This window comes from Pseudomonas sp. MCal1 (genome assembly GCF_026341415.1).
Taxonomy (GTDB): Bacteria; Pseudomonadota; Gammaproteobacteria; order Pseudomonadales; family Pseudomonadaceae; genus Aquipseudomonas.
The window spans coordinates 156,564-178,946 of the sequence record NZ_JAKUMP010000016.1; the positions used below are offsets into that span (position 1 = coordinate 156,564).

A 22,383-nucleotide genomic window follows, 5' to 3' on the forward strand; every position below is an offset into this window, starting at 1 on the left:
GCCAGACTCCAACAGAAACCTGCCAAACACACCTAAAAGATCGTTCCCACGCTCTGCGTGGTAACGCAGTCAGGGACGCTCTGCGTCCCGAAAGCGAACGCGGAGCGTTCGGTGCAGCATTCCCACGCAGAGCGTGGGAACGATCAATAGCTTTGAGAAAACTGTCAGTCGAACGTTATGCCCTGCGCCAGCGGCAACTCCAGCGAATAGTTCACGGTATTGGTCTGCCGGCGCATATACGCGCGCCACGCATCCGAGCCCGACTCTCGACCGCCGCCGGTTTCTTTCTCGCCGCCGAACGCGCCGCCGATCTCGGCACCGCTCGGGCCGATATTGACGTTGGCGATGCCGCAGTCACTGCCGACTGCCGACATGAATTTCTCTGCCTCACGCACATCGGTAGTGAAGATGCACGACGACAGGCCTTGAGGCACGGCGTTGTTCAGGCGCAGCGCCTCTTCGAAATCGCTGTAGCCGACCACGTAAAGGATCGGCGCGAAGGTCTCGCTGCACACCACATCGCTCTGCTCCGGCATTTCAACGATGGCCGGCGACACGTAGTAGGCATTCGGGAATTGATCTTCCAGTTGGCGCTTGCCGCCGAACACCCGACCGCCCTCGCTCAGCGCCTGCTCCAGCGCATCCTGCATGTTTTCGAAGCTGTGCTTGTCGATCAGCGGGCCGATCAGGTTGCCTTCCAGCGGATGGCCGATGCGGACTTTGGAGTACGCGGCTTTGAGGCGGGTGACGATCTCATCTTTCACCGATTCGTGGGCGATCAGGCGCCGCAATGTGGTGCACCGCTGGCCGGCAGTGCCGACGGCGCTGAACAGAATGGCGCGCACGGCCATGTCCAGATCGGCGCTCGGGCCGAGAATCATCGCGTTGTTGCCGCCCAATTCGAGAATGCTGCGGGCAAAGCGTGCGGCGACTTTCGGCGCCACCTCGCGGCCCATGCGGGTGCTGCCGGTGGCGCTGATCAGCGCGACACGCGGGTCATCCACCAGCGCTTCGCCGGCATCGCGACCGCCGATGATTACCTGGCTCAAGTGCGCCGGGGCATCGCTGAAATTCTTCAGTACGCGTTCGAACAGCGCCTGACAGGCCAGCGCGGTCAGCGGGGTTTTCTCCGAAGGTTTCCACACCACCGGGTTGCCGCAGACCAGCGCCAGCGTGGTGTTCCACGCCCACACCGCGACCGGGAAGTTGAATGCACTGATCACGCCAACCACGCCCAGCGGATGCCAGGTTTCACGCATGTGGTGGCCCGGGCGCTCGGAGGCGATGGTCAAACCGTACAACTGGCGGGACAGACCGACGGCGAAGTCGCAGATGTCGATCATCTCCTGCACTTCACCGAGGCCTTCCTGGGTGATCTTGCCCGCTTCCCAGGACACCAGTTCGCCGAGCTCGGTCTTGTATTCGCGCAGCACTTCGCCGAACTGACGCACCAGCTCGCCGCGACGCGGGGCTGGCACCTTGCGCCATTGTTCGAACGCATGATCAGCGCGACTGATGTGCTGCTCGACTTCGGCCGGGCCTTCCCAGTTCACGGCGCCGATGCGGCTGCCGTCGATGGGCGAATGCACCGGCACTTTGCCGTTCTGGTACAGGGCCGGGTTCACACCTAGACGATCAAGCAATGCGGCAACCATGGGTCACTCCTCAAGCAAAAAACTGAATGTGTGCGGGCGCGTTTTCACGACCGGGCAGACCTTTAGTTGTAGCGTCAGGAAGGCTGTGCAACAAACGACCTTTACGCGAGATATCATTCCGTTTATTCATGCTGCGCAGAAAGACAAGAAAAGGATCGCCCATGCTGAACAAACGCCACTTGCCGTCGATCACCGCGTTGCAGTGCTTCGAGGCCGTGACCCGGCACCTGAGTTTCACCCGGGCCGCCGAGGAACTGAACCTGACCCAGAGCGCTGTCAGCAAGCAGGTGGCGCAGCTCGAAGAATTGCTGCAGCACTTGTTGTTCCGCCGGGTGCGCCGCCGTTTGCAGATGACCCCGGCTGGCGATCTGTACCTGGTGGAAGTCAGAAAAATACTGACCCAGGTCGAGATGTCGACCCATTACCTGCGTTCCTACGGCGGCGAGACCGAAGTCCTGCGCGTTTCGACGCCCTCGACCTTCGGCGCACGCTGGCTGGTGCCGCGCCTCAAGGGCTGGCGCCTGCGCCATCCGTCGATTCATCTGGATCTGTGCAACGAACAGGAAGCCGATGATTTGCTGCAAGGGCGCAGCGATCTGGCGTTCTATTTCGGCCAGGGTTCACGCCCCGGCACCGAATGCCTGAAGTTGTTCGGCGAAGAGTTGGTGCCGGTCTGCGCGCCCGGCAGCCTGCCGGACACGCCGTTGACTGATCCAACGCAACTCACCGATATGGTCCTGCTGCAGAATGCTTCGCGCCCGCAAGCGTGGCACGACTGGTTCGACAGCCAGGGCTACCAGACCGAGCACAGCTACCACGGCCCGCGCTTCGAAACCTTTTATATGTGCATCCGCGCCGCGCAGGTCGGTTGCGGCGTCGCCCTGCTGCCGAGGTTTCTGGTGGAAGAGGAATTGGCCGACGGCAAACTGATCATTCCCTGGCAGCATGCAATGCCCAGCAGCGATGCGTATTACCTGGCCTACCCGGAACACGCGGCGGAAGTGCCCAAGGTACGGGATTTCGTGAAGTGGATGCTGGAGCAGATCGACAGTCCTATTGGCTAAAGGTCAGGCAATAACAAACAACCCATCCACGACTTTGGTTTGAGTGAGTCGCGCACGCAGGTCGTCATCGATAACCGGATCATCAACGTCATAAAGACGTACTCGGCGATAGGCATCGATCCGATTGATTTCCTGGCCCAGATATTCCCAAACGACTCGCGAACAAGCCGGAGCACGATTATCCGCAGCGGACACGCCCATTTTCAGACCGTTAAGCCGAGTGATGCAGCTCTTGAAGCTTGGTATGAGAATGGTCTGGCTGATCTCGTTCGAGGTCAGTGACTCGTAGTCGATAAGGAACAGGCGATCTCTGAGGTAGTAAGCGAACCCGATGTATCGATACCTTTCAAACTCACCTTCGGCACCCGCAATCTGTAAGCACTCGTTTCGCTCATAGACGATGTCTGATCCCTCTTCACGGACGTGCACCAGCGAGCACAGGATCGAGCCAGGCTCCGTCATAGCGTGGTAGTACTCATAGTAGTAACCAGTATGCGCCTTGAGTTCCGGCGAGGAGTGTTGACGCAGGTGTCCAAGCATTCTCTGCGAAGCAGTTTGTTCTTCGACCGTACCGGGCTTCCTCGATCTCATGCCGATCAGTGTGATGAATTGCTCTGTCGGAAGCGCTATTTCAAACGCCTCGACTCCGAAAAAGTCGCAGATTCTTTTCAAGTTGAAAGCTGTAGGCACACTATTCCCACATAGATACTTATTAAATTGCCCACGATTAATTCGAATCTTCCTACAGACTTCCGCGACAGATCTGTAGTGACTGCACAAAAGCCTTAAGTTAGCTGGAAGAAACTCCCACATAAATATTCCTGAAACGATTTTAGAAGACACAAACATAGCAGCAACCCGCATCACTTTTAAGCAACTTGCGAAATTGCGCCCAACGAAATATGGCCGGATATTACGAGCCCTGAAAGGTTTCAGGAATTGACCAGCCAATAAAAAACGCCAGCACTTTCAATAGCAAGGAGCTTTGAATGCTAGACATCATCAACGACTTTCTTTCGGGAAAGGTTTTGATCCCTGTAGTCCTTGGACTGGGTAGCTATTTCACCATCCGATCAAGGTTTGTCCAGTTCAGATATTTCCTGCACATGTTTACCGTTTTACCGGGCAGTTGGCGCAGCGGCAGTCGCCAACTGAGTTCGCTTCAGGCATTGACCCTCAGCCTCGCCGGGCGGGTGGGCACGGGCAACATCGTCGGGGTAGGGATTGCTGTGAGCATGGGGGGCCCCGGTGCCGTGTTCTGGATGTGGATGACAGCGTTGCTCGGCATGTCGAGCAGCTTCTTCGAATGCACACTGGGCCAGCTCTACAAACGTAGCGATGGGAATGGCCTGTTTCGAGGCGGGCCCTCCTGGTACATCGAGCACGGACTGGGCAAACGCTGGCTCGGATCAATTGCAGCACTTCTGCTGCTGGTGACGTTTGGATTTGCAATCAATGGTCTCGAATCACATGCGGTCTCACATTCGCTGAAAGACGCTTTCGGTCTGGCGCCGATAGGGTCAGGGCTCATATTGGCGCTACTGCTCGGGGTAGTTTTCATGGGCGGGATAAAACGAATAGCTGCCGTAGCCGACCTGTTGGTGCCGCTGAAGGTTCTCGCTTACATCGGCGTTACGAGCTATGTGATCGTGCTGCAGTTCGATCAGGTTGCGCCAATGCTGATGACCATCATCCGCAGTGCATTCGGCCTGGATCAGGCCTTTGGTGGATTGGTCGGCGGCGCAATAGTCATGGGGGTGAGACGCGGCGTGTTTTCCAATGAAGCGGGACTGGGCAGCGCTCCCAATGTTGCTGCCGTGGCGAAAACCGACCATCCGGTGGCACAGGGCGTCGTGCAGGCATTCAGCGTATTCATCGACACGTTCGTGATTTGTACGTGCACGGCATTACTCATTTTGCTTTCGGGTTTCTACTCGCCGGGATTTGAGGGCGACGGCGTTGCGCTGGCGCAAAACTCGTTGGCAGCCGTGGTCGGTGAATGGGGGCGAATGTTCATCAGTGTGGTGCTGGCGCTGTTCGTCTTCACGGCGATGCTCTACAACTACTACCTCGGGGAAAACAGCCTTCGGTTCATGTTTGGCGAACCCCGAAAAACGCTGTTCTTCTACCGATCGCTGGTATTGGTTTTGGTGTTATGGGGGGCGGTAGAGGATCTTTCGACCGTGCTTGCTTTCGCCGACATCACCATGACGTTGCTGGCGCTGGTCAACCTTGTATCCATGGCACTGCTGTTTAAAGTTTGCCTGCGGATCTTGCGAGATTACGACGAGCAGCGTCGTATCGGAATCAAGACGCCCCTTTTCGACTCCAGCAAGTTTCTTGATCTTGATCTCGACCCATTGGCCTGGCCGCCGCAACCAAGGGAAGTACAAACAATAAATCGCAGTTCGTCATCGGTAACCAACGAAGCAACTACACGATCAGCTTGAAAAATCAGGCCGAGTGCTGAGCCATTTGACCCGCGATGGCTCAGCTAACCAATACACAAGTACTTCACCGAATCGAATTAAAGAACAAACAGCTCTTCTACTCATTAAGCCGAAAACAATTATCAGGACGCGCCCGATGAATCGTTATTCCCCACTTAAAGCCAACTCGACCAACAGCCCGACCTATTTAATAGATACACACGCCGCGCCCAGCGAACTATTCGAAGATGCCAGTTTCAGAATCCGCGCGGCTGTCGACCTTTTAGAGACTCTGACATCCGTAACCATCAAGGACATCAATGACTCAGATCTTTACCGACTGCTACTCCCAGTTTATGTATTGCTTCAGGATGGCGTTGACACACTCGATCAGCTTTCCTTCAAGGGGGGCTTCGCCAATGCCTGAAGCAGCCACTTATGCAATGCTCAGGGCAGCAATGATCAAAGCGGTTGAAACAAATCTCATCCCTAGGCATTCGCTTCTCGAAGAGTACATAAAAAGCTGGGAGCGACTTGAGCGGGTCATTCAAGCCGCGCTCGATGTGTATCCCGAACAAAAAACTGCTTCAGGAAAAAAAAGCGAAAGCCTTCAAAGACGAAAGCAGGCCACCGAGCAAAAAATCGCTAGCAATCTTCATTCAGGATATGCGCCACTAGCGCCATTGATTGATACCGCGCCAATGCGCGGCCCGCCTGGAGACCCCGTTATGAGCGAGAGTGTATTTGCCGATCGCATCGTGCAGAACCTGCTCGACACCGACTTCTACAAACTGACGATGATGCAGGCGGTGCTGCACAACTACCCCAACGTCGAAGTCGAATGGGAGTTCCGTTGCCGTAACAGTGAGGATCTGCGTCCGTATCTGGCGGAGATCCGCTTTCAGGTCGAGCGCCTGGCCGAGTTGAGTCTGAGCGCCGATCAGTTGAGCTTTCTCGAGCGCATCTCGTTCCTCAAGCCGGATTTCCTGCGTTTCCTCGGTCTGTTCCGTTTCAACCTGCGCTACCTGCACACCGGCATCGAGAACGGCGAGCTGTTCATCCGCCTGCGCGGGCCGTGGTTGCATGTGATTCTGTTTGAAGTGCCGCTGCTGGCGATCGTCAGTGAAGTGCGCAACCGCTATCGCTACCGCGAAACGCTGCTGGAACAGGCCCGCGAACAGCTTTACCGCAAGTTCGACTGGCTGACCGCCAACGCCTCGGCCGAAGAACTGTCGCAGTTGCAGGTCGCCGATTTCGGCACCCGTCGACGGTTTTCCTACCGGGTGCAGGAAGAAGTGGTGAACGTGCTCAAGCACGATTTCCCCGGGCGTTTTGTCGGCACCAGCAACGTGCACCTGTCCCGCGAGCTGGACATGAAACCACTGGGCACCATGGCCCACGAGTGGATCATGGCGCACCAGCAACTCGGCCCGCGACTGATCGACAGCCAGATTGCCGCCCTCGATTGCTGGGTCCGCGAGTACCGCGGCCTGCTGGGAATCGCCCTGACCGACTGCATCACCACCGATGCCTTCCTCGGCGACTTCGATCTGTTCTTCGCCAAGCTATTCGACGGCTTGCGCCACGATTCCGGGGATCCGGTGCTGTGGGGCGAAAAATGCATCGCCCACTATCACAAGCTCGGCATCGATCCGATGAGCAAGACTCTGGTGTTCTCCGACAGCCTGACGCTGCCCAAGTCGCTGGAGATCTTCCGGGCACTGCGGGGGCGGATCAATGTCAGCTTCGGCATCGGCACCAACCTGACCTGTGACATTCCGGGTGTCGAACCGATGAGCATCGTGCTTAAAATGACCGCCTGCAACGGCCAACCGGTGGCGAAGATCTCCGACGAGCCAGGCAAGACCTACTGCAAAGACCCGAATTTCGTCGCCTATTTGCGACACGTTTTCCAGGTTCCTGCCGTTTCCAGCCTTTCTAGCAAGGAGTGAATTCATGCAAGCCGTACAGCGTGAGATTGCTGAACAGCTCAACGTTCAGCCGCCGTTCGCCGATTACCAGGCCCTCGAAGCGGAAGTCGCCCGACGCATCACCTTCATCCAGGACTGCCTGACCAATTCCGGGCTCAAGACCCTGGTGCTGGGCATCAGCGGCGGTGTCGACTCGCTGACCGCAGGTCTGCTGGCCCAGCGCGCCGTACGTGAACTGCGCGAGCGCACCGGCGACGAGGCCTACAAGTTCATCGCCGTGCGCCTGCCGTACGACGTGCAGTTCGATGAGCACGATGCCCAGGCTTCGGTGGACTTCATCGCCCCGGACGAGCGCCATACCGTCAACATCGGCCCGGCAGTGAAATCCCTGGCCAGCGAAGTCGCAGCCTTCGAAGGCAAGCACGCGGTGTCGGTGGATTTCGTGCTCGGCAACACCAAGGCGCGGATGCGCATGGTCGCCCAGTACACGATCGCCGGCGCGGCGCATGGTCTGGTGATCGGCACCGACCACGCGGCGGAAGCGGTAATGGGTTTCTTCACCAAGTTCGGTGACGGCGCCTGCGATCTGGCACCGCTGAGCGGTCTGGTGAAAAACCAGGTCCGGGCCATCGCCCGCAGCTTCGGGGCACCGGAATCGCTGGTGGAAAAAGTGCCGACGGCGGATCTGGAAGACCTGTCGCCGGGCAAACCGGACGAAGCGTCCCACGGCGTGACCTACGCCGAGATCGACGCTTTCCTGCACGGCGAGCCGGTGCGTCAGGAGGCGTTCGACATCATCGTCAACACCTACAAAAAGACTCATCACAAGCGCGTCATGCCGTTTGCGCCTTGAATTCCGGGCATAAAAAAAGCGTCCCTCGGGACGCTTTTTTTTGACCTTGTGTTGCTTACTTCAGGGTCACGGTGCCTTTCATCATCGAGATGTGGCCCGGGAACGAGCAGAAGAAGCCGTACTTTTCGTCAGCCTTCAACTTGGATACGTCGATGGTCAGCGAGTCGGTTTCCTTGGCGCCGATGATTTTGGTGTGAGCGATGACGCGCTCGTCGCCGTCCTTCAGGTAGTTCTTGTCGATGCCGGCGGCCAGGCCGTCGGTGGCGATCGGCTGCATGTCGGCTTCTTTGCTGATCACCAGGTTATGGCCCATGACGTTCTTCGGCAGGCTGCCGGAGTGGGTCAGTTCGACGGTGAAGGTCTTGCAGCTCTTGTCGATCACGATCTCCTTGGTGTTGAAGGACATCTGGTCGGTGGAGTCAACGGTGGTTTTGCACTCGGCAGCCATCAATTGGCTGCTGGCCAGCGCCAGCAGGGATACCGCAACAACTTTGGAAAACATGGTGAATCTCCAAGGCAGGGTTAACAAAACACGAATGGTTGGAAGACTGCCTGAAATCTTCGCAAGTTCCTATGACTTGAGTCAAAAATTGTATACAACTTTCAGGCTATGACACTCATCGAAACAATCTAACAGCCAGACGTTTGGGCGGGACGTATCTTCAGGGCTCAACTCAACCGGAGCATCCGTCATGTCCTTCAACAGCCTGTTGTGCAGTCTGCTCGCCGCCTACGCCTGTGGTGCCAGCGGTACTTATGAAACCCCGAAACACGAAGTCTAGCCCTTGGATCAGGGCGTGCCAGCCATTACCCTGTGACCGATTGACCCAGGAGGAAGGCATGTCTCTCACATCCGTTTGTGTATTTTGCGGTGCCAACGCCGGCACCACCCCGGCGTACACCGAAGCCGCCATTGCCCTCGGCAAGGCTATCGCCGAACGTAAGCTGACCCTGGTCTATGGCGGTGGCGCCGTCGGCCTGATGGGGATTGTCGCCGATGCCGCGCTGGCGGCCGGTGGCGAAGTGATCGGCATCATCCCGCAGAGCCTGATGGACAAGGAAATCGGTCACAAAAGCCTGACACGTCTGGAAGTAGTCGACGGCATGCACGCGCGCAAGGCGCGGATGGCCGAACTCAGCGATGCGTTCATCGCCCTTCCCGGCGGCCTCGGCACCCTGGAAGAGCTGTTCGAAGTCTGGACCTGGGGCCAGCTCGGCTACCACGGCAAGCCGCTCGGCCTGCTGGAAGTGAACGGTTTCTACAGCAAACTCACTGCATTTCTCGATCACATCGTCGGCGAAGGCTTCGTTCGCGCACCACACCGTGACATGCTGCAAGTGAGTGAATCGCCTCAAACGCTGCTCGAAGCCCTCGATAACTGGAAGCCCACCGTCACGCCCAAATGGGTCGACCAGAAACCCGGTTAACCGCCGGGCACCGATACAGGGCAGAATACGCGCCGCTCAACCTCACCTTCGACCCCAGAGGATCGCCCATGGCCAAACCCAATTACTCCTTCGCCAAACGTCAACGTGACCTGGCCAAGGAACAGAAGAAAGAGGAAAAGCTTCAGCGCAAGAAACAGATGGCTGAAGAAGCGGCACTGAACCCTGACGGTGAAGTGGCGACCGATGATGATGTTGAGGCACCGAAAGACCAGGCACCCGAGGCCTGAGCAATACCGCAGGACCACTGAACGCAATTCCTGTGGGAGCGGGCTTGCTTGCGAAAGCGCCGTGACATTCACGATGGATGTGACTGACATATTGCTTTCGCGAGCAAGCCCGCTCCCACATTTGACCTTCACTCCTCCAGAGGCATCACGGTGACGCGGACTTCCGGGTCGTGATTGCCACCGCCCAATATCACCCCGCGCAACGGCGACACATCGGAGAAATCCCGCCCCCAGGCCAAGGTGATGTGCTCCAGCGCCGGCTGCACATTGTTCGTCGGGTCGAAATCCACCCAGCCCAGCACCGGGCAAAACACTGAAACCCAGGCATGGGACGCATCGGCACCGATCAACCGTGGCTGCCCCGGTGGCGGTTGAGTCAGCAGATAGCCGCTGACGTAACGCGCCGCCAACCCGCGTGATCGCACGCAGGCGAGCATCAAGTGCGCGAAGTCCTGACAGACCCCGCGCCGGCGCTCCAACACTTCAACGAGTGGCGTCGCGACTTGCGTTGCTTCGGCGTCGAAGGTGAATTCGCTGAAGATCTTCTGCATCAGGGCCTGCACACCCAGCATCAATGGTCTGCCGGCCGGGAAACAGCTCTCCGAGAACTCGACGAAACTGCGCTTCAGGTGCACGTAGGGCGACTGGAATCGATAGCGGCAGGCTTCCAGCAACGAAGCAGACAGCGGCTGGCTGCTGTAGGTCAGCGCGTTACGCGTCAATTCCCAGGCCGGCGACTGATGAAAATCCACCACGGGCCGTGCCAGCACCTCGACCGTCAGCCGTGCATTGACCTGCAACTCATCATGTGGCCGTTCGAAGGCCAGGCGGGTCAGCGGATTGCCGAACACATCCTGCTCGTCACGGCGGGTGGTCGGCTCCGGACTGATCAGCAATTGCTGTTCGGTGCAGCGCTGCCACTCGCATTCGCGCGGCCACAGGTGCGCCAGTTGCTGAGCCAGGGACACCGGGCTGTCATAGCGATAGCAGGTGTCGTGAAAGATCTGGTAATGGGCGCTCATCAGACGGACACCGTGCGCTGGCTGACATCATCGACATGGGCGAAATGGCGCAGCGCCAGACGATCCGACACCTGACTGCTGGCGTCGGCGATCTCCTGCAACAGATCCGCCAGACCATCGAGGGCCGCGCGCACGCTGGATTCGCCGAACAGCGGATTCTCCAGACAGCTCAGGTCGAAACGCGCCAGACGCTCGACCAGCGGCGGCAATCCAGCCTCCCTCGGCACACCGAAATCATCGTTCAGACGCTTGAGGGTGCGGGTCACCAGCTTCAACTGGAACAACACCGCATGGGGGTTCTGCTCATCCAGCAGCAACAGGTCGAGCACCGGAATCAATTGCGCCACCGCCAGATAGCGCGAGCGATAGGTGATGCTGCTATTCCCCAACTCCAGCAACCACTCAAGCCCGGCCTGATCGAACGCCCCGGCGCCGCGCAGGAATCCCGCGAGGCTGCTGCTGAGAAACTGCAGGCGCTCGATCCGCCGGCCGATCATCAGGAAACGCCAGCCTTCGTCGCGGGTCATGTCATCGAGAGCAAACCCGGACAGCGCCGCCAGCGACATCACCAATCGGTTGAGAAAATCCAGCAGTTCGCCAAAATCCGGTTCGTCGGTGTCCAGCTCCGAAGCCTCGCGTTGCAGCTCCACCAGCGCCTGCCAGTTTTCACGGGACAGCTTGCCGCGCACCTGGGATGCCGCCCACTGCAAGCGTTGCAGGTTGGAGCGCAGGCTGAACGACCAGTCCTCGCCGAGCAGTGCCGCGAGCAGGCGCTCCGGCAGCTTGCCTTCGTCCGGCAGCAGCATCAGTCGCTCGCCGAGCTCCACGGCAGCCTGCAGGGCCTGCGGGTCATCGCCGTCGACGTAGCGCGCCAGCATGATCCGCAGCAGCCGCGCACTGTCGTCGCAACGCTCGCAGTAACGGCCGAACCAGAACAGGTTCTCCACCACCCGCGACGGCAGATACGGATCGCGGCGCACCAGATCAGGCACGCCGATGTTGCGCTGGGCTTTCCACTGCTCGCCGCTCGGCGGCCGATCCCCCAGCACCCAGGTGTCCTTGCTCGCGCCGCCGCGCTGCATCGATACCACTTCGGCATCGGCTTCGGCCGCGACCCGGGTCAGCCCACCGGGCAGCACCCGATAACCGTCGTGACTGGCCACGGCGTACATGCGCATGCCGATTGCCCGGGGTTGCAGTTGCCCGTCCTCGGGCTGCCAGATCGGTGCCTGGGACAACTGGGCGAGTTCTTGCGCAACGTACGCATAAGGACGGGCCTGTATGCGCGCGGCGAGACTTTCACGCTGTTTTTCGCTCAGATCCCGGGCAAAAACCGGTGCGAAGCTTTGCGACGGGAACGCCGGTTTGATCAACAGCTCCGGCAGTTTCTCCAGCGCCTGAGCCAACACCGGCACCTCACCGCACCACCACGTGGCAATGGACGGCAGGATCAGCTCTTCGCCGAACAGGTACTGATTGATCTTCGGCAGGAAACCCAGCAGCCCCGGCGACTCCAGCACCCCGCTGCCCAGCGCATTGGCCACCAGCACCCGGCCCTGACGCACCGCCTCCAGCAATCCCGGAACGCCGAGCGCCGAATCCGTGCGCAACTCCAGCGGATCGCAAAAGTCATCGTCGAGCCGGCGCATGATCGCGTGTACCCGGCGCAGGCCACTGAGGGTCTTCAGGTAGACCGTGGCATCGCGCACCGTCAGGTCACCGCCCTCCACCAGCGGATAACCGAGCTGGCGCGCCAGATAAAGATGTTCGAAATAGCTCTCGTTGAAACGCCCTGGGGTCAGCAACACCACCAGCGGTGCGTCATCGTCGCAAGGCGCCTGACGGGCCAGGGTTTCCTGCAAGGTGCGGAAGAATCCGGCCAGATGCTGCACCTTCATATCCCGGTACATCTCGGGGAAGGCACGGGACACGATGGTGCGGTTTTCCAGCGCGTAACCGGCACCCGATGGCGCCTGAGTACGATCCGCCGTCACCCACCAGCGCCCGTCCGGCGTGCGCGCCAGATCCACGGCATACAGGTGCAGAAAGGCCCCCTCCGGCGGCGCAATGCCCTGACAGGGCCAGAGGAAGTTGTTGTGACCGAACACCAGCTCCGCCGGCAGCAAGCCTTCGCGAATCAACTGTTGCGGGCCATACAGGTCCGCCAGCACCGCATTGAGCAGCCGCGCGCGCTGGGCGATTCCGGCAGACAGCTGTTGCCACTCATCGGCGGCGATCACATGGGGCAGCAGGTCCAGCTCCCAAGGACGATCCGCACCCTTGGGGTCGGCATAGACGTTGTAGGTGACGCCGTTTTCCTGAATCTGCCGGGTCAGCAACGCCTGGCGCTGCGCCAGTTGCGCCGGAGTGCTGCGCTGCAATTGGTCGACCAGTCGCCGCCAGTGCGGGCGCACCGCTCCGCTGTCGTCGAGCAGTTCGTGATAGGTGCCCGCCGTAAGCGGGTAGCGGTCAAGCAGGTCAGGCATGGAAAGCTCGGCAGCCGGCAAGGTTCGGTCAGACTAACGCAGGCACATGACGCCCGGATATACGAAAAATCCGGGGGTCGTGTACGAATCAAAAGCGTCGTAAATCGAGTGTCATCGGAAACTCGTCGGAGATAGTCAGATTCGGTATAGGAAGTTTCCCCGGCGTATGTCCGATGCGGAAGAAACGTGCCATGCGCCGGCTCTCCGCTTCGTTGGCGTTGACCGGCAGCGTTTCGTAATTGCGCCCGCCCGGATGCGCGACGTGGTACTGGCAACCGCCCAGCGAGCGCTGCATCCAGGTATCAAGCAAGTCGAACACCAGCGGCGCATGCACCGGGATCGTCGGTTGCAGGCAGTTGGCCGGTTGCCATGCGCGAAAACGCACACCGGCAACAAACTCGCCCACCCGGCCGGTCGATTGCAGCGGCAACGGGATGCCATTGCAGGTCAGCAGATAACGCTGCGGCGGCAGCCCCGAAAGCTTGACCTGCAAGCGCTCCAGCGATGAATCGACATAGCGCACCGTACCACCCGCCGCGCCCTCCTCGCCCAGCACATGCCAGGGTTCAAGGGCCTGACGCAATTCCAGTTCGATACCGTTGACGGTGTAGTCGCCGACCTTGGGAAAGCGGAACTCCAGATGCGCCGCAAACCATTCGGCGCGCAAGGGGTAACCGGCATTGTTGAGTTCGACGATGACGTCGGCGAAGTCCTGCTCGATGAAGTGCGGCAAGAGGAAGCGGTCGTGCAGTTCCGTACCCCAACGCACCAGCTTCGGCGGTGCATAAGGCTCGCGCCAGAACCGCGCCACCAGCGCCCGCAACAACAGCTGTTGCGCCAGACTCATGCGCGCATGGGGCGGCATCTCGAACGCGCGCAACTCCAGCAGACCGAGGCGCCCGGTGGCGCCATCCGGTGAATACAGCTTGTCGATGCAGAACTCGGCGCGGTGGGTGTTGCCGGTGACGTCGATCAGCAAGTTGCGCAGCAAGCGATCGACCAGCCACGGCGGGCAGTCTTCTCCCGGCGCCGGCATCTGCGCGAAAGCGATTTCCAGCTCATATAGCGCATCGTTGCGCGCTTCATCGACTCGCGGCGCCTGAGAGGTCGGGCCGATGAACAGTCCGGAAAACAGGTAGGACAGCGAAGGATGGTTGTGCCAGTAGCTGATCAGGCTGCGCAGCAGATCCGGACGGCGCAGAAACGGTGAATCGCCCGGAGTCGCGCCACCAAGCACGAAATGGTTGCCGCCGCCGGTTCCGGTATGTCGTCCGTCGACCATGAATTTCTCGGTGGACAGTCGGGTCTGGCGCGCTTCTTCGTACAGAAACTCGGTGCGCTCGACCAACTCATCCCAGGTCGCCGACGGCTGTACGTTGACCTCAATCACGCCGGGATCCGGCGTAATGCGGAAGTTGCTCAGACGCGGATCGCTCGGCGGCTCATAACCCTCCAGCAATACCGGGCAATGCAGTTCCTCGGCAGTGGCTTCGATGGCAGCCACCAGTTCCAGATAATCCTCGACCCGCTCCAGCGGTGGCATGAACAGGTACAACCGGCCTTCCCGGGCCTCGGCGCAGAATGCCGTGCGGGTCAGCCAGTCGGCGGATTCGTCAATCTTCGGCACACGCTCGTCCACCGCAGCCGGCTCACGGTGATCATTGAGCTGCGATGTTTCGGGCAGTTCGGGAAAGTCCTGATTCGGGTCATTCGGATGAATGAACGGATACTCCGCCGCCCTCACCCAGGGCTGCGAGCCCAACGGCAGGCGATAGCCGAGCGGTGAATCCCCCGGCACCAGCCGGCAATGTTCATCGCGCAGATACCAGCGCCCGCTCTGCCATTGATCGCCCTTGGCGGTGCGCGCCAGCGGCAGTACCTGGCCGATGACCTTGTCCAGCCCCTGACTGAACACCTTGCGCAGTCGCGCACGTTCCAGAGGTTCCTCCAGACGCGAGTCTTCGGCGTTGACGTTGCTCGGCAAGGCACCCTCGCGCCAGAGGTAATAAAAATTGTCTTCGTAAGCCGGGAACACGAAGCGTGTCGGCAGCTTCAGGCGTTCGGCGACGCTCGCCAGAAAACGCCCGGCCAGTGCGCCATCGGCGCCGTAGTCCTGCTGCTCATTGGCGATCAGCGCGTTGTTGTGCCAGATCGGCACGCCGTCGCGACGCCAGTAGCAATTCAGCGACCAGCGCGGCAGTTGCTCGCCCGGATACCACTTGCCCTGGCCGAAATGCACCAGCCCTTTGGGTGCGTAGTGCTTGCGCATGCGCTGGAACAGTTCGGCGGAGAGCCGGCGCTTGTCCGGTCCCAGCGCGGCGGTGTTCCATTCGGCGCCGTCGGGGTCGTCGATGGATACGAAGGTCGGTTCGCCCCCCATGGTCAGGCGTACATCACCTTCCAGCAGGTCGGCATCGATCTGCCGACCCAGCGCCTGGATTGCCAGCCATTGCTCATCGGTGTAGGGCTTGGTGACGCGTGGGGCTTCCCAGATCCGCTCCACCGACATGTCGTGGCTGAACTCGCATTCGCAAGGCTCCACCATTCCACTGATCGGCGCCGCCGAGGACGGATCGGGACTGCAGGCCAGCGGAATATGCCCTTCCCCGGCGAACAGTCCGGAGGTCGCATCAAGACCGATCCAGCCGGCGCCGGGCAGGTACACCTCGCACCAGGCGTGCAGGTCGGTGAAGTCCACTTCGGTGCCGGACGGGCCGTCGAGGCTTTTCACGTCGGCCGTCAGTTGGATCAGGTAACCGGAGACGAAACGTGCCGCCAGTCCGAGATTGCGCAGCAGTTGCACCAGCAGCCAAGCGGAGTCGCGACAAGAGCCGGAGGCGTGTTCAAGCGTGTGCTCCGGGGTCTGTACGCCCGGCTCCATGCGAATCAGGTAATTGATGTCTTCGCTCAGACGCTGGTTGAGCGCCACCAGGAAATCCACGGCCGGCAGCGGCGTGCGGTCGATGGCGTCCAGGTACGCCTTGAACTTCGGCGTCAGCGGCAGGGTTTCGAGGTACGGCGCCAGTTCCTTGCGTTCATCGGCGGCGTAGGCGAAGGGGATTTTCTCGGCGTAGGGCTCGAGGAAAAAGTCGAACGGATTGAACACCGCCATCTCGGCCAGCAGATCGACCTCGATCCGCAGTTCGGCGGTTTTCTCGGGAAACACCAGGCGTGCGAGGTAGTTGCCCTGAGGGTCCTGCTGCCAGTTGATGAAGTGCTGTTCGGGCGAGACCTTCAGTGAATAAGACAGAATCCGCGTGCGGCTGTGGGCAGCCGGGCGCAAACGCACGATCTGCGGGCCGAGTTCGACAGCGCGGTCGTAGCGGTAATGCGTGACGTGATGCAATGCGACATGAATCGACACGGCGTGCCTCCTGCGAGCCCAAGCGTATTCGAAAGCGCGCAAGACTTATGCCATGCAGAGGCTTGGGCGCTTTCCCGGAATGCTCAGGGCAGTACAGCACCAAAATCGGGCGATGCGGTGAAATGGTTTGGCACAGTTGCACGCAAATGTTGCGAAAGCGGCTTGGTACTTGATCGTTCCCACGCTCCCGCGTGGGAATGCAGCCCGTGACGCTCTGCGTCACTGGACGCGGAGCGTCCCTAGAGGCATTCCCACGCAGACGGTTCGACGCCTCGACGTGGGAACGATCAGCAAAACGCCAACCCGAAAGTTGGCGTTCTGTTCAGCTCAAGTGCGTTTCAGCGCGGTACGACCGGCTTGCGTGCCGGTTTCGGCCCTTTGCCTTTCGCCGCTTCCTTGCGCTCCTTGGCGGCCTGCTGGTTGCGGGCGAATGCCGCGGCCTTGGCCTGTTCACGCTTGTCCCAAGGATTGCCGCCGTCGCTGGCACGCGGTGGCAGACCGGTGTGCTGGGTAAGGATCTTGGTGGTCTTCTCTTTCGCGACCTTATGGCTGCCGGCCGGCGTCGAGTTCTTGCGACGGGCACTCTGGTAGCTGTCGGTGGCCGGCTGATGCAGCGGGATCAACTGGTGCTTGCCCGGCCCGATCAGGTCGCCACGGCCCATGCGGATCAGCGCTTCACGCAGCATCGGCCAGCCCTTCGGATCGTGATAACGCAGGAACGCCTTGTGCAGGCGGCGCTGCTCCTCGCTCTTGACGATGGTCACGCCGTCGCTCTTGTAGGTGACCTTGCGCAGCGGGTTCTTGCCCGAGTGATACATGGCGGTGGCCGAGGCCATCGGCGACGGATAGAACGCCTGCACCTGGTCGGCACGGAAACCGTTGCCCTTGAGCCACAGAGCCAGGTTCATCATGTCCTCATCGGTGGTGCCCGGGTGGGCCGCGATGAAGTACGGAATCAGGTACTGCTCCTTGCCCGCTTCCTTCGAGAACTTCTCGAACATGCGCTTGAAGCGGTCGTAGGTGCCGATCCCCGGTTTCATCATCTGGTTGAGCGGACCTTCCTCGGTGTGCTCCGGGGCGATCTTCAGATAACCACCGACGTGGTGGGTCACCAGCTCCTTGACGTATTCCGGCGATTCAACCGCGAGGTCGTAGCGCAGACCCGAGGCGATCAGGATCTTCTTCACGCCCGGCAGCGCACGGGCGCTGCGGTACAGCTGGATCAACGACGAGTGGTCGGTGTTCAGGTTCGGACAGATGCCCGGGAACACGCAGGACGGCTTGCGGCACGCGGATTCGATTTCCGGGCTCTTGCAGGCGATGCGGTACATGTTCGCGGTCGGGCCGCCGAGGTCGGAGATGACGCCGGTGAAACCTGGCACCTTGTCGCGGATCTCTTCGATTTCGCGAATGATCGACTCTTCGGAACGGTTCTGGATGATCCGGCCTTCGTGCTCGGTGATCGAGCAGAAGGTGCAGCCGCCGAAGCAGCCACGCATGATGTTCACCGAGAAGCGGATCATGTCGTAGGCCGGGATCTTTTCCTTGCCATACGCAGGATGCGGGACACGTGCGTAAGGCATGCCGAACACGTAGTCCATTTCTTCAGTGGTCATCGGAATCGGCGGCGGGTTGAACCAGACGTCGATCTCGCCATGCTTCTGCACCAGCGCGCGGGCGTTGCCCGGGTTGGTTTCCAGGTGCAGCACGCGGTTGGCGTGGGCATACAGGACCGGATCGTTACGCACCTTTTCCATCGACGGCAGGCGGATCACGGTCTTGTCACGGGTCATTTTCGGGCTGGCCAGGATCTGCACGACCTTGGCTTCCTGCGGATCATCGACAGGGCCTTTTTCCTGCTCGATGGCGCAAGCCGCCGTGTCCTGGGTGTTGACGTACGGGTTGATGATCTTGTCGATCTTGCCCGGACGGTCGATGCGCGTGGAGTCGACTTCGTACCAGCCCGCCGGGGTGTCACGACGGATGAACGCGGTGCCGCGCACATCGGTGATGTCTTCGATCTTGTGACCGTAGGACAGACGCTGGGCGACTTCGACAATCGCTCGCTCTGCGTTGCCGTAGAGCAGGATGTCGGCGCTGGCGTCGATCAGGATCGAGTTGCGCACGCGATCTTGCCAATAGTCGTAGTGGGCGATGCGGCGCAGGGAGGCTTCGATGCCGCCGAGCACGATCGGCACGTGCTTGTAGGCTTCCTTGCAGCGCTGGCTGTAGACCAGGCTCGCACGATCCGGACGTTTGCCGGCCATGCCGCCCGGGGTGTAGGCGTCGTCGGAGCGAATTTTCTTGTCCGCGGTGTAGCGGTTGATCATCGAGTCCATGTTGCCGGCCGCGACGCCGAAGAACAGGTTCGGCTCGCCGAGCTTCATGAAGTCGTCTTTGGACTGCCAGTCAGGCTGGGCAATGATCCCGACGCGGAAGCCTTGCGACTCCAGCAGCCGGCCGATGATCGCCATGCCGAACGACGGGTGATCGACGTAGGCATCACCCGTGACAATGATGATGTCGCAGGAATCCCAGCCAAGCTGATCCATCTCCTCCCTGCTCATCGGCAGAAATGGCGCCGGCCCGAAACATTCGGCCCAGTATTTTGGATAGTCAAATAACGGCTTGGCTGCTTGCATGTCGATGACCGGTGTTGAGGTGCAAAATCGCGGGCGCGGAATATAGCACAAAAAATGACCAATTCCGACGGCTGTGGTCGGAAATATCATGGGCTGTCAGACGAGGGCGGAGTTACTCGTCGTCGTCGAAGTTGTAACTGCCCGGCGCGAGGTTTTCGAAGCGCGTGTACTTGCCGATGAAGGCCAGGCGGATGAAACCGATCGGGCCGTTCCGCTGCTTGCCGATGATGATTTCGGCGATGCCCTTGTGTTCGGTTTCCGGGTGATACACCTCGTCCCGGTACACAAACATGATCACGTCGGCGTCCTGCTCGATCGCTCCGGATTCCCGCAAGTCGGAGTTCACCGGACGCTTGTTGGGACGTTGCTCCAGGGAGCGGTTGAGCTGCGACAGGGCAACCACGGGGCAGTTGAATTCCTTGGCCAGGGCTTTCAGGGATCGGGAGATCTCGGAAATCTCGTTGGTCCGGTTGTCACCACTGGAGCCGGGAATCTGCATCAACTGCAGGTAGTCGATCATGATCAGGCCGATGTCGCCGTGCTCGCGCACCAGACGCCGGGTCCGGGCACGCATCTCCGACGGGCTGATACCGGCAGTGTCGTCGATGAACAGCTTGCGATCGTTGAGCAGATTGACCGCCGAGGTCAGGCGCGGCCAGTCGTCGTCTTCCAGCTGGCCGGAACGCACCTTGGTCTGGTCGATCCGACCGAGGGACGACAGCATACGCATGATCAGCGATTCGCCTGGCATCTCGAGGGAGTACACCAGCACCACCTTGTCGCTGCGCAACACGGCGTTTTCCACCAGGTTCATCGCGAAAGTCGTCTTACCCATCGACGGACGGCCGGCGACGATGATCAAGTCGGCCGGTTGCAGGCCGCTGGTCTTCTCGTCGAGGTCGGTGTAGCCGGTGGACAGGCCGGTGATCGCATCCGAGGTGTTGAACAGCGTATCGATGCGGTCGATGGCCTTGGTGAGCAGGTCATTGACACCCACCGGGCCGCCGGTTTTCGGCCGGGCCTCGGCAATCGCGAAGATCTGCCGCTCGGCTTCGTCGAGGATTTCCTCGGCGGTGCGACCCTCGGGGTTGAAGGCGCTGTCGGCAATTTCGGTGCTGATTCCGATCAGCTGACGCAACGTCGCACGCTGGCGGACGATCTGCGCATAGGCCTTGATGTTGGCGACGGACGGCGTGTTTTTCGCCAGCTCGCCAAGATAACCGAGGCCGCCGACCTGCGAGGTCTGACCTTCCTTGTCCAGTTGTTCGGCAAGGGTCACGACGTCGATTGGCAGGTTCTGATCGGCCAGTTTGGCGATCGCTCGGAAAATCAGACGGTGGTCATGTCGGTAGAAATCGCCGTCGGAGACTTGATCGAGCACCCGTTCCCAGGCGTTGTTGTCCAGCATCAGACCACCGAGCACGGCCTGTTCGGCCTCGATGGAATGCGGCGGCACCTTCAGCGCGGCGGTTTGCAGATCATATTGCTCGGGAGCGGAGATTTCGTTCATGGCCACTTTTTAATCAGGAAAAGCAGGGAGTGCAGAAAGACAAAGGGCACGACCTGTAAACAGGATCGTGCCCGATGTTAACCGTCTGCCGGACAAGCCGCCAGTCGATCAGGGTGTTGCTTATGCTGCTACCACGACAACGCGTACGGTGGCTTCAACTTCGGCGTGCAGGTGCACAGCCACGTCGAATTCACCCACGTTGCGGATGGTGCCGTTCGGCAGACGAACTTCGCTTTTCGCAACTTCAACGCCGGAGGCGGTCAGTGCGTCAGCGATGTCGTGAGTACCGATCGAACCGAACAGCTTGCCTTCGTCGCCAGCGGTGGCAGTGATGGTCACTTCCAGCTCGGCCAGTTGGGCAGCACGGCTTTCAGCCGATGCTTTACGGTCTGCGGCGGCTTTTTCCAGCTCAGCGCGACGCTCTTCGAACGCAGCCAGGTTGGCAGCGGTCGCAGCGGTGGCTTTGCCGAAAGGCAGCAGGTAGTTACGGCCGTAACCGGCCTTAACGTTTACTTTGTCGCCCAGGTTGCCCAGGTTGGCGATTTTTTCCAGAAGGATCAGTTGCATGTGGAAATCCTCTTAACTTTTAACCTTCACCGTTCGCGTTATCGGTGTCTTTCGACACCCGACCGCGAAAATCAATCAGGCTGTCGACAATGGCCAGAACCACGAGCAACGGATAGATCAGCTGCATGAACAGCAACAGCGTCACGTACAACCCCACCAGCCAGAAACCGGCCAGTCGCCTTTGCGCCACCAGCCCGTGAATCAGGGCCAGCCCGGCGAACACCAGCGGTACACTGCACAACGGCGTCAACATGGCCATCTGTGCACCGAGGTTCGGGCCCAGAAGCATCAACGCCAGCAGTAACATCGCCAGCCCCAGCGGGATCCGGATGGCGCGAAACTCGCGACCAAAACCACCCGGGTTGTACAACAACGCCTGCCAGTACCGCCCGACAATCAGGCTCAGCACGCTGACGATCTGCAACAAGGCCGCAATCAGGCCGGTCAGGACCGGTGCGATCAGCGACGCGAAACGCGCCTGCTCGTCTACCGACAAATGTTGGTAGGCATCACCGAGAAGCGCGGGCATGACCTTTATCAAGGCCTGCGCCAGCATCTCGATCTGGGGCGCAAACGCCGCCCCGAGCACCACTGAAAACACCAGCCCCATGGCCACGCTGACCAGCAGCGTACGGACCCAGGACTCGCTTGCGCGCAACACCAGCGCAAGCCCCGAAGACCCCAGCAGCACCAGAAGCGCACGTGGGTCATCGGCATACAACCACCAGATCAATGCCGGCAGCAGTCCCAGCGACACGACGCCCAGGGCGTCGGCCAATCCGCGCCGCAGAAGCACCAGGCTTCCGGCGGCAGCACCCAACCAATACAACAACGGCAATGTTGCACACCCGGCCACTACAAGAGTGGCCTGCATACGGCCGCGCATGATGAACTCAGCTAAGGCACGCATGCATTCAATCCTTTGCTACTTGTCGACTGCCCGGTCTCAGCGGCCGTGGCTGTCGGTGTAGGCCAGCAGGGCCAGGAAGCGGGCGCGCTTGATAGCGGTGGCCAGCTGACGCTGATAACGAGCTTTGGTACCGGTGATGCGGCTTGGAACGATTTTGCCGGTCTCGGATACGTAGGCTTTCAGAGTGTTGAGATCTTTGTAGTCGATCTCCTTCACGTCTTCAGCGGTGAAGCGGCAGAATTTACGACGACGGAAGAAACGTGCCATTTGATAG

At 60.2% G+C, this 22,383-nt stretch carries 18 protein-coding genes; 7 read left to right on the plus strand and 11 right to left on the minus strand.

Annotation, left to right across the window (positions count from 1 at the left end):
- Positions 1 to 164: 164 nt before the first annotated feature.
- Positions 165 to 1,655 carry an aldehyde dehydrogenase family protein gene (locus tag MKZ87_RS24655; RefSeq protein WP_266202091.1) on the minus strand — a complete coding sequence of 497 codons (1,491 nt, stop codon included), beginning with the start codon at positions 1,653 to 1,655 and terminating at the stop codon, positions 165 to 167.
- 161 nt (positions 1,656 to 1,816) lie between these two features.
- On the opposite strand from MKZ87_RS24655, the gene MKZ87_RS24660 reads away from it, so the two are divergent.
- Entirely contained in the window at positions 1,817 to 2,719 is a 903-nt protein-coding gene (locus MKZ87_RS24660; RefSeq protein WP_085703413.1) for a LysR family transcriptional regulator, read from the plus strand.
- Between the two features lie 3 nt (positions 2,720 to 2,722).
- Here MKZ87_RS24660 and MKZ87_RS24665 read toward each other — a convergent pair whose 3' ends face one another.
- Positions 2,723 to 3,532 (minus strand): helix-turn-helix domain-containing protein, encoded by an 810-nt coding sequence (locus tag MKZ87_RS24665; protein ID WP_085701293.1) that lies wholly within the window; start codon positions 3,530 to 3,532, stop codon positions 2,723 to 2,725.
- A 176-nt stretch (positions 3,533 to 3,708) separates the two neighbouring features.
- Between MKZ87_RS24665 and MKZ87_RS24670 the strand changes: the two genes are divergently transcribed.
- The 4 genes from MKZ87_RS24670 (at position 3,709) to nadE (ending at position 7,932) form a co-directional block, all read left to right on the plus strand.
- Entirely contained in the window at positions 3,709 to 5,169 is a 1,461-nt protein-coding gene (locus tag MKZ87_RS24670) for an alanine/glycine:cation symporter family protein (protein ID WP_266202092.1), read from the plus strand.
- 136 nt (positions 5,170 to 5,305) lie between these two features.
- Positions 5,306 to 5,575: a hypothetical protein gene (locus MKZ87_RS24675; protein WP_266202093.1), complete on the plus strand. Its 270-nt coding sequence runs from the start codon at positions 5,306 to 5,308 to the stop codon at positions 5,573 to 5,575.
- 301 nt (positions 5,576 to 5,876) lie between these two features.
- Positions 5,877 to 7,100, plus strand: coding sequence for a nicotinate phosphoribosyltransferase (pncB, locus tag MKZ87_RS24680; protein ID WP_266202094.1), 1,224 nt, complete (start codon positions 5,877 to 5,879; stop codon positions 7,098 to 7,100).
- A 4-nt stretch (positions 7,101 to 7,104) separates the two neighbouring features.
- Positions 7,105 to 7,932: an ammonia-dependent NAD(+) synthetase gene (gene nadE, locus MKZ87_RS24685; protein WP_085701296.1), complete on the plus strand. Its 828-nt coding sequence runs from the start codon at positions 7,105 to 7,107 to the stop codon at positions 7,930 to 7,932.
- A 55-nt stretch (positions 7,933 to 7,987) separates the two neighbouring features.
- Here the strand turns inward: nadE and azu are convergent, their stop codons facing one another.
- The gene (azu, locus tag MKZ87_RS24690; RefSeq protein ID WP_085701297.1) at positions 7,988 to 8,434 is read right to left on the minus strand and encodes an azurin; all 447 of its coding nucleotides are present in this window, start codon (positions 8,432 to 8,434) and stop codon (positions 7,988 to 7,990) included.
- A 338-nt stretch (positions 8,435 to 8,772) separates the two neighbouring features.
- Between azu and MKZ87_RS24695 the strand changes: the two genes are divergently transcribed.
- Positions 8,773 to 9,360 (plus strand): TIGR00730 family Rossman fold protein, encoded by a 588-nt coding sequence (locus tag MKZ87_RS24695; RefSeq protein ID WP_085701298.1) that lies wholly within the window; start codon positions 8,773 to 8,775, stop codon positions 9,358 to 9,360.
- Positions 9,361 to 9,428: 68 nt separating this feature from the next.
- Positions 9,429 to 9,608 carry a hypothetical protein gene (locus tag MKZ87_RS24700; protein WP_085701299.1) on the plus strand — a complete coding sequence of 60 codons (180 nt, stop codon included), beginning with the start codon at positions 9,429 to 9,431 and terminating at the stop codon, positions 9,606 to 9,608.
- Between the two features lie 128 nt (positions 9,609 to 9,736).
- Here the strand turns inward: MKZ87_RS24700 and MKZ87_RS24705 are convergent, their stop codons facing one another.
- The 8 genes from MKZ87_RS24705 to rpsR form a co-directional block, all read right to left on the minus strand.
- Positions 9,737 to 10,630 (minus strand): transglutaminase family protein, encoded by an 894-nt coding sequence (locus MKZ87_RS24705; protein ID WP_085685125.1) that lies wholly within the window; start codon positions 10,628 to 10,630, stop codon positions 9,737 to 9,739.
- Positions 10,630 to 13,116, minus strand: coding sequence for a circularly permuted type 2 ATP-grasp protein (locus tag MKZ87_RS24710; protein WP_266202095.1), 2,487 nt, complete (start codon positions 13,114 to 13,116; stop codon positions 10,630 to 10,632). Before MKZ87_RS24710 ends, MKZ87_RS24705 begins: the two co-directional genes overlap by 1 nt.
- 88 nt (positions 13,117 to 13,204) lie before the next feature.
- Complete coding sequence (locus MKZ87_RS24715) at positions 13,205 to 16,480, minus strand: DUF2126 domain-containing protein (RefSeq protein ID WP_266202096.1); 3,276 nt, start codon at positions 16,478 to 16,480, stop codon at positions 13,205 to 13,207.
- Between the two features lie 338 nt (positions 16,481 to 16,818).
- Positions 16,819 to 19,122, minus strand: a complete 2,304-nt coding sequence (locus tag MKZ87_RS24720) for a YgiQ family radical SAM protein (RefSeq protein ID WP_085701302.1) — start codon at positions 19,120 to 19,122, stop codon at positions 16,819 to 16,821.
- A gap of 112 nt (positions 19,123 to 19,234) precedes the next feature.
- Entirely contained in the window at positions 19,235 to 20,632 is a 1,398-nt protein-coding gene (dnaB, locus tag MKZ87_RS24725) for a replicative DNA helicase (RefSeq protein ID WP_085701303.1), read from the minus strand.
- 120 nt (positions 20,633 to 20,752) lie between these two features.
- A complete protein-coding gene (gene rplI, locus MKZ87_RS24730; protein ID WP_003186385.1) occupies positions 20,753 to 21,199 on the minus strand; it encodes a 50S ribosomal protein L9 in 447 nt (148 codons plus the stop codon).
- A gap of 19 nt (positions 21,200 to 21,218) precedes the next feature.
- A complete protein-coding gene (locus tag MKZ87_RS24735) occupies positions 21,219 to 22,109 on the minus strand; it encodes a hypothetical protein (protein ID WP_085703406.1) in 891 nt (296 codons plus the stop codon).
- Positions 22,110 to 22,145: 36 nt separating this feature from the next.
- Positions 22,146 to 22,376, minus strand: coding sequence for a 30S ribosomal protein S18 (gene rpsR / locus MKZ87_RS24740; RefSeq protein WP_002551829.1), 231 nt, complete (start codon positions 22,374 to 22,376; stop codon positions 22,146 to 22,148).
- Positions 22,377 to 22,383 lie beyond the last annotated feature (7 nt).